The organism is Novimethylophilus sp. (assembly GCF_036504375.1).
In the GTDB taxonomy this organism is placed as follows: Bacteria; Pseudomonadota; Gammaproteobacteria; order Burkholderiales; family Methylophilaceae; genus Novimethylophilus.
Genome location: NZ_DASXVH010000019.1, coordinates 22,018 through 29,100 on the forward strand (window position 1 = coordinate 22,018; position 7,083 = coordinate 29,100).

9 protein-coding genes are annotated in these 7,083 nt (G+C 61.0%); 4 read left to right on the plus strand and 5 right to left on the minus strand.

Going from position 1 to position 7,083, the window contains the following annotated elements:
• The first annotated feature begins 77 nt into the window (after window positions 1-77).
• A complete protein-coding gene (locus tag VGK14_RS01820; protein ID WP_331507219.1) occupies window positions 78-1,313 on the plus strand; it encodes an MFS transporter in 1,236 nt (411 codons plus the stop codon).
• A 30-nt stretch (window positions 1,314-1,343) separates the two neighbouring features.
• On the opposite strand, the gene VGK14_RS01825 is transcribed toward VGK14_RS01820, so the two are convergent.
• Both VGK14_RS01825 and VGK14_RS01830 read right to left on the minus strand, forming a co-directional pair.
• The gene (locus tag VGK14_RS01825) at window positions 1,344-2,405 is read right to left on the minus strand and encodes an ADP-ribosylglycohydrolase family protein (protein ID WP_331507220.1); all 1,062 of its coding nucleotides are present in this window, start codon (window positions 2,403-2,405) and stop codon (window positions 1,344-1,346) included.
• Window positions 2,398-2,577 (minus strand): hypothetical protein, encoded by a 180-nt coding sequence (locus VGK14_RS01830; protein WP_331507221.1) that lies wholly within the window; start codon window positions 2,575-2,577, stop codon window positions 2,398-2,400. Before VGK14_RS01830 ends, VGK14_RS01825 begins: the two co-directional genes overlap by 8 nt.
• 105 nt (window positions 2,578-2,682) lie before the next feature.
• On the opposite strand from VGK14_RS01830, the gene VGK14_RS01835 reads away from it, so the two are divergent.
• The 3 genes from VGK14_RS01835 (at window position 2,683) to VGK14_RS01845 (ending at window position 4,870) form a co-directional block, all read left to right on the plus strand.
• Complete coding sequence (locus VGK14_RS01835; protein WP_331507222.1) at window positions 2,683-3,657, plus strand: quinone oxidoreductase; 975 nt, start codon at window positions 2,683-2,685, stop codon at window positions 3,655-3,657.
• Between the two features lie 13 nt (window positions 3,658-3,670).
• Window positions 3,671-4,036, plus strand: coding sequence for a DUF4186 domain-containing protein (locus VGK14_RS01840; protein ID WP_331507223.1), 366 nt, complete (start codon window positions 3,671-3,673; stop codon window positions 4,034-4,036).
• A gap of 108 nt (window positions 4,037-4,144) precedes the next feature.
• On the plus strand, window positions 4,145-4,870 hold the full coding sequence (locus VGK14_RS01845) for a class I SAM-dependent methyltransferase (protein ID WP_331507224.1): 726 nt from the start codon (window positions 4,145-4,147) through the stop codon (window positions 4,868-4,870).
• 125 nt (window positions 4,871-4,995) lie between these two features.
• On the opposite strand, the gene VGK14_RS01850 is transcribed toward VGK14_RS01845, so the two are convergent.
• From VGK14_RS01850 to VGK14_RS01860, 3 genes are all read right to left on the minus strand, one after another.
• The gene (locus VGK14_RS01850) at window positions 4,996-5,400 is read right to left on the minus strand and encodes a hypothetical protein (RefSeq protein ID WP_331507225.1); all 405 of its coding nucleotides are present in this window, start codon (window positions 5,398-5,400) and stop codon (window positions 4,996-4,998) included.
• A gap of 110 nt (window positions 5,401-5,510) precedes the next feature.
• Window positions 5,511-6,659: a GNAT family N-acetyltransferase gene (locus VGK14_RS01855; protein WP_331507227.1), complete on the minus strand. Its 1,149-nt coding sequence runs from the start codon at window positions 6,657-6,659 to the stop codon at window positions 5,511-5,513.
• Window positions 6,660-6,871: 212 nt separating this feature from the next.
• The coding region (locus VGK14_RS01860) for a hypothetical protein (RefSeq protein WP_331507226.1) at window positions 6,872-7,083 on the minus strand (212 nt) is incomplete at its 5' end.

The following is a 7,083-nucleotide window of genomic DNA, read 5'->3' on the forward strand; positions in this document are numbered from 1 at the left end:
GTTCGGCGATACACAGAAGACTGGTATTTGGCCGAACGGAATAGTGGGTGTGGTATCGTGTTCCGAGTTTTACGAATATGAATTCCCTTCCCATACAATTAACCTCGCCGCTGCGCAATCGCGGTTTTCTCAAACTGCTGGCTTTCCGGCTGCAGATCGTGCTGGCCTACCAGATCATGGCGGTGGTGGTCGGCTGGCATGTTTACCAATTGACGCGCGACCCTTTGGCCTTGGGCCTGATCGGACTGGCCGAAGTCATCCCTTATTTTTGCTGCGCGCTGTTTGCAGGCTACGCGGTGGACCATCATTCGCGCCGCATGTTCGGCGTGCTGGCCAGCGCTGTCGTGGGACTGAATGCGTGGGTGCTGGCAGCGGTTGCCGGCGGCTGGCTGCCGGGCCATCCCTCGGCCTGGATATACGCTTCCATCGCCTGCGTGGGCTTGGCCCGCGCCTTCATCGGCCCGTCTTTCAGCGCCTTGTTCGCGCTGGTATTGCCGCGCGAACAGTACGCCCGCGGCGCCGGCATGGGTAGTTCGGTATTCCAGCTGGCGGTGGTGCTGGGCCCGGCATTGGGCGGGGCGCTGGTGGGCTGGGCCAGCATCGCCGTCGCCTATGCGGCCGCAGCCTTGCTGGCGGCTTGTGCCGCGGTATCCCTGCTGTTGTTGCAGGTGGCCGAGCCGCCGCCGGCCGAAACGGTGCCGGTGTTTTCCAGCATCAGGGAAGGATTGCGTTTCGTTTTCGGCAACCAGATCATCCTCGGTGCGCAGGCGCTGGACATGTTCGCGGTGCTGTTCGGCGGCGCCGTGGCGATGCTGCCGATGTTCGTTCACGACGTGTTTCACTACGGCCCGCAGGGGCTGGGTATGCTGCGCGCCGCGCCGGCGGTGGGTGCGCTCATCACCGGCGTCATCCTCGCCCGCCATCCGATCAACCTGCACGCGGGCCGGCTGTTGCTGACGGCGGTAGCCGGTTTCGGTACCTGCATCATCCTGTTCGCGCTGACGACTTCTTTCTGGGTCGCCGCGCTGTTGCTGGTGTTGTCCGGTATCTTCGATGGCGTATCCATCGTGTTGCGCACCACGATTCTGCAATTGATGACGCCGGATGCGATGCGCGGCCGCGTTTCTGCGATCAACGGCATTTTTATCGGCTCGTCGAACGAGTTGGGGGCTTTCGAGTCGGGCGTGGCCGCGCGGCTGATGGGGCTGGTGCCGTCGGTGGTTTTCGGCGGGCTGATGACGTTGACGGTGGTCGCGGCCACCGCACGGCTTGCCCCAGGGCTGCGCAAGCTGGATTTACAGCAGCTGCATTAGGCCCAGCTAATGGATTGGCTGGGTTAAACGCTAATTCTCCTGCGCCGCGAGCTGTTGCGCGAGGCCTGCCAGTTCTTCGCCGTTCTCCAGCCCGGCGATGAAACGCTGCGGAATCCCCGCAAGCCCCACCTGCGCCCCGACCAACGCGCCGGTCAGCATCGCGCGCGACATATTCTGGCCGCCGCCGTTGAGCGCATGCAGCACCGCGGATTCGAAGTCGCCGGCGAAGCGTGACGCCAGATAATAGGCGGCAGGCAGCTGGTGGTAAATCGCGCAGGGCATGCCGTAGACTAAGGATACCTTCCATGCCGGTTCGATGCGGATGTCCGGGTCTGCGGCGGCCAGCGCGATGGACTGCGGCGTCAGCAGCGCATCCGGCGAAGAGAAGCGTCCGGCCCGCGGCGGATCGGGATCGCCCTGGCGCGGCGGGGCGAAATTGTTTTTTACCACCGAATGAAACGGCAACTCTCCGCTGCGCACCAACTGCATCAGTTTTTGCGAAATGCCGGGCGCCAGCTTCTCGCCGGCGACCAATTGCGACAGGACCACATTGTAAGCCGTCGTCATCGCGACGATGGCCTCATCCGCCTGCGTCAGCAGGCAGTTGGACGATACGTATTCGGCAACTTTCGCTGGCTCTCGCGCATAACGTGCGGCAAGCACGATGGCACGCTCGGCGGCTTCGGTAGTATCGGCATGGCCGCCGGTCTGGCTCCAGGGCTTATGCTGCTCCACTCTGCGCCGATAGGCTTCGCGGATCGACTGACTGGTATAGCCGCCCGGCCCGTTCACCGGCGTGCCGTCCAGCTGCGGAAACAGTTCCTCGTCCAGCCGGCGGGTGAAGTCGTCCTCCCGGTATTGCCCATGCTCGACCACGGAGCGCAGCAGCATCACCAGAATCAGCCCGCTCTGCGACAGCTGTCCGGCCTGCATGCCGGCGTGGTAGCGGCCCGGTCTGGGCGTGGTGTAGCCGTCTATCCACGGACCATGGTCGCGGCGCAACTCGTCCAGGTCGTAATACCAGTGGCAGCCGAGGCCAAGGGCATCGCCGATTAAGGCGCCGATAATGGCGCCGGCAGCGCGGTCATGCATTTGTGTGTTCCTCCGGCAGGCGGTCGGTCGCGGCCAGCAACTCCGGCGCATTCGGTGTCACCGTGCCGGAAAAGCTCAGCACCTTGCCGGCGTACTGGTCCAGGGATTGGGGCGTACCGTCCTGCAGGCGCGGAAAGCTGTGCCGGAGCAAGGGTGCAGTCTCTGTTGCCATGTGGTATCTCCTGAAACCGGATGGCTCGGCTATGGCGATGGGCGATCGTTTCACCGGGCGATGTCTATAATGCTGGGTAATACTATACCCCGCAAGGAGCATACGATGAGCAAAGCCGTTCGATTCCACGAGACCGGCGGTCCGCAAGTGCTGCAGGTCGAAGACGTCGCCGTCGGCGCACCCGGCCCTGGCGAGGCGCGCGTGCGCCATATGGCCTGCGGGCTCAATTTCATCGATGTCTACCAGCGCAGCGGGTTATACCCGGTGCCGCTGCCGTCTGGCGCCGGCAATGAAGGGGCCGGCGTCGTCGAGGCGGTAGGCGCCGGCGTGTCCTGGGTCAGGTCCGGCGACCGCGTGGCCTATGCCGGCGGCCCGCTGGGCGCCTATTGCGAAGTGCGCAACCTGCCCGCCGACCGGCTCTGCATCCTGCCCGAAGGCATCACCTTCGAGCAGGGCGCGGCAATGATGCTCAAGGGCATGACGGTGCAGTACCTGATCCGCCGGACTTATGCCGTGCAAGCCGGCGACACGGTGCTGTTTCACGCCGCTTCCGGCGGCGTCGGGCTGATTGCCTGCCAGTGGCTGAAAGCGCTCGGCGCGACGGTGATCGGCACCGCCGGTTCGGATGAGAAATGCGCGCTGGCGCGCAAGCACGGCGCCGATCATTGCATCAACTACCGCAGCGAAAATTTCGTCGAGCGCGTGAAGGACATTACGCAAGGCGCCGGCGTGCGGGTGGTCTACGATTCCGTCGGCAAGGATACTTTTCTGGGCTCGCTCGACTGCCTGCAGCCGCTGGGGTTGCTGGCGAGCTTTGGCAATGCTTCCGGCCCGGTGCCGCCGTTCGACCTGGGCCTGCTGTCGCAAAAAGGCTCGCTGTTCGTCACGCGCCCGTCGCTGTTTACCTATACTGCGGCCCGGCGGGATCTGGAAGCAACTGCAAAAGACCTGTTCGACATCGTGCAATCCGGCAAGGTCAGGATCGAGATCGAGCAGCGCTACCGGCTCGACGACGCGGCGCAGGCCCACAGCGACCTGGAAGCGCGCAGGACCACGGGGTCGAGCGTTCTGCTGCCTTGACGCAACGTGCCGTATGAGAGAGCTCGACGAAATTTTTGCCGCGCTGGCGAAATCGTCTTTCCGCCGCGGTTTTCATCTGCGGGGCAAGGACCTGGACTATTTGCGGAGCAAGGGCTTGCCCGTGGTGCTGCCGCATGCCGAGGACTTCATCGCAAAACGCCTTGCCCCGGCGGTTGTCGTCAACGACGGCAAGCAGACCCCGTTTCGCGGCCATCCGGTATTCGTCGCCCAGCACGCCACCGCTTGCTGCTGTCGTCACTGCCTTGAGAAATGGCACCGGATTCCGCGCGGGCAAGCGCTTACCGACGAAGAGCGGGCGCATGTTATCGCGGTGCTGGAGCGCTGGCTGCTGGAAGAAATGCTAAAAGCGTCTGACTAGACGAGGACGGCGATCATTGGGGCGAGCTAAGGCCGGTGGTATAACTGCGCCTTTTGCCCGAACGGGGCGAGATTGTTACCGGGCCGGGCCAGTCGCCGGATTAGCAGCATGGATAGTCGTGGCGGCTGGCGCGACAACGTCATTGCCGGCCGGAAGAAACCGCACATGGCGCTTGACGGTGCCGGGAACAGGATGCCATCCAAAGACATGAAACTTAATCCGCAAGATCTGGAAAGAATCACCACACTCACGCTGCAGCACTACAATCAGTATGCCCAAGGCTTTTGGGATGGCACACGCCATCATGATGTGAGCCAGAATATTGCGACGCTGCTGCAATACATCGAGGGCGATCAACCCCATACCATCCTCGATTTCGGCTGCGGGCCGGGACGCGATCTCAAGGTGTTTGCCGAACTCGGCCATTGCGCGGTGGGCTTGGAAGGCGCCGTGCGGTTTGCCGAAATGGCGCGGGCGTATAGCGGCTGTGAAGTTTGGCAACAGGATTTCCTGCAACTGGATTTGCCGCGTGATTATTTCGATGGCGTGTTTGCCAATGCCGCGCTGTTTCATGTCCCCAGTCAGGAACTGCCTGCCGTGCTGCTGCAATTGCACGTGACGCTGAAACCGGGCGGTGTATTGTTGAGTTCCAATCCGTGCGGCAATAACTCGGAAGGCTGGAACGGCGGTCGCTATGGCGCGTATTACGATCTGGACGCCTGGCGACAATATATGGTGGAAGCAGGGTTTATCGAGCTGACGCACTACTATCGCCCCGCCGGGCTGCCGCGGGAACAGCAGCCTTGGCTGGCGAGCGTGTGGCGGAGCAAGTGACTATGGGAAAATAATGCCAGCCGTGCCGGACTGCCATTGAGGGTATTTCTGCATGATGCGTTCGTACATTTCTGCATCCACGATCGCCGACAGCCAGGCCTGCAATCGCGGCCAGGGCTGCGCGCTTAACTGCGTGTTGAGCTCCTCCAGAAAGCTGGCCCCACAATACGGTGTGCTTGCGCATCGACATTCTCATAACGCTCAGGGTACTTGTAGCGATCCAGGTGAAATTTAAATTCTCCATCGCATTGCGCGATCAGCGCCAGCATGGCCGCACGGGAGCCTTGCTCCGGGGTTAACCATTGACCGGGATTACGTTGCTCCAGCGCCCACAGCATGATGTCCAGGCTTTCATCCAGCACCCGTCCGTCCAGTGTGACGAGTACCGGCACCGTTTCCAGGTATTTCAAAATGCCGCCTTCAAGGTGATAGGCCTCGTCAAATCCTTCGCGCCGCAAGAATGCCAAGACCGCATGCACGCCCTCGGGCAAGCCCGCGATGGTACCGTTGATGCCCTCCTCGGCCAGCAACAGCGGGCCTTTGACTCCGTTGTCGAAACGGCCAGCAGCGGTGCCCGGAGTTCGGCAAAATCGGGAAGCGCGACGAATTTATACAAGGCGGCGGTTAAGAATGTAGACATCTATGAGATTTCCGAGGTTTTGAACGGCGAGCTTTCGTTAAGCTCGGTCATGTATTGTGCGATTCCCTGTGCCTCGTGCGCCAGAAATTCTTCCACCGCACGCGAGAACTCCGGGTGGGCCAGCCAGTGCGCGGACCAGGTGGGCGTGGGCAGAAACCCCCGCGCTACCTTGTGCTCGCCTTGGGCGCCACCCTCAAACACGCTGATGCGGTTGTCGATGCAGAACCGGATCGCCTGGTAATAGCAAGTTTCGAAATGCAAGCCGGGCAGGGTTTCCGTGGCCCCCCAGTAGCGACCATAGAGAGTATGCGCATTGAACAAATTCAGTGCGCCGGCGATAGGCCGCCCCGCGCGGCTGGCAATGATGAGCAGCACATTTTCCGGTTGTACCGCGCCTATGGTGCTGAAGAAATCCAGATTCAGGTAGGGCGTGGAGCGGTGCCGGCGGTAGGTGGTGTTATAGCATTCGTGGAAAAACTCCCACTGCGCAGGCGTCGCATCACGCCCCCTGATATGCGCGAACTCGACCCCGGCCTCCATGACCTTGCGGCGCTCCTGTTTGATCTTCTTGCGCTTGTCGTGATTCATGCCGGCGAGATAGGCGTCGAAATCCGCATAGTCCTGGTTGCGCCAGTGGAACTGTACGCCGCTGCGCAGCAGCATGCCTTGCGCCTGCATTTCCCTGGCCTGTTGCTCGGTGGGGAAAAGGCAGTGCAGCGAGGAGGCGCCCACATCGCCCGCCAGTTTTATTGACGAAGAAAGCAGGAGTGCACGATCCTTAGGCGAATTTGCCAGCAGGCGTTGTCCGCTCACGGGAGTAAAAGGGATGGTGTTCACCAGCTTGGGATAATAGTCCAGTCCGTGCCGCTGGTAGGCTTGCGCCCAGGCCCAGTCGAAGACGTATTCGCCGTATGAATGAAGCTTGAGATACAGCGGCATTGCGCCCGTCAGCATATCGCCTTGCCACAAGGTCAGGTGCTGCGGTATCCATCCCGCCCGATGAGACGCGCAGCCGGTGCTTTCCAGCGTGGCGAGAAATTCATGGCGCAGAAAGGGCTGATCCCCGGCGAGAGCGTTCCATTGCTGCTCGTCGACATCGGCAAGCGATTCAATAACCCGAATTGCGGCTTGAAGGGGAAGCGTGTTCAGTGGCTTGTCTCCAGAATGACTCTATCCCGACAGGGTTGTGCGACTGGAACCATATTCTTGCACACGGGCAGAATCATCTGTCTGCATTTTTAGCCCTGCTTCGTCGCATTTTATGATCTAGTCTTTTTCTTGTCAGAAGTTTAACCATGCAGTTTGTTCGCAGTTTGGAACTTGAATGTGGGTTACCTTATCAAATATGCACAATGAAATCGTTATGCATACTCTTCATCTTGGTACTGGCTCCCTTGGCCGCCGGCTGCACCACGACTCCGGCCGAGCATGCCGCTCAGATGCAACATGAAGTCGACCAAATGATTCAAGTATATGGTCCAGCCTGCAACAAACTTGGATACAAGCAAGACTCCGATCCTTGGCGAGGCTGCGTTTTGAACTTGGCGGCCCAAGACAACTTCAAGCGATATAG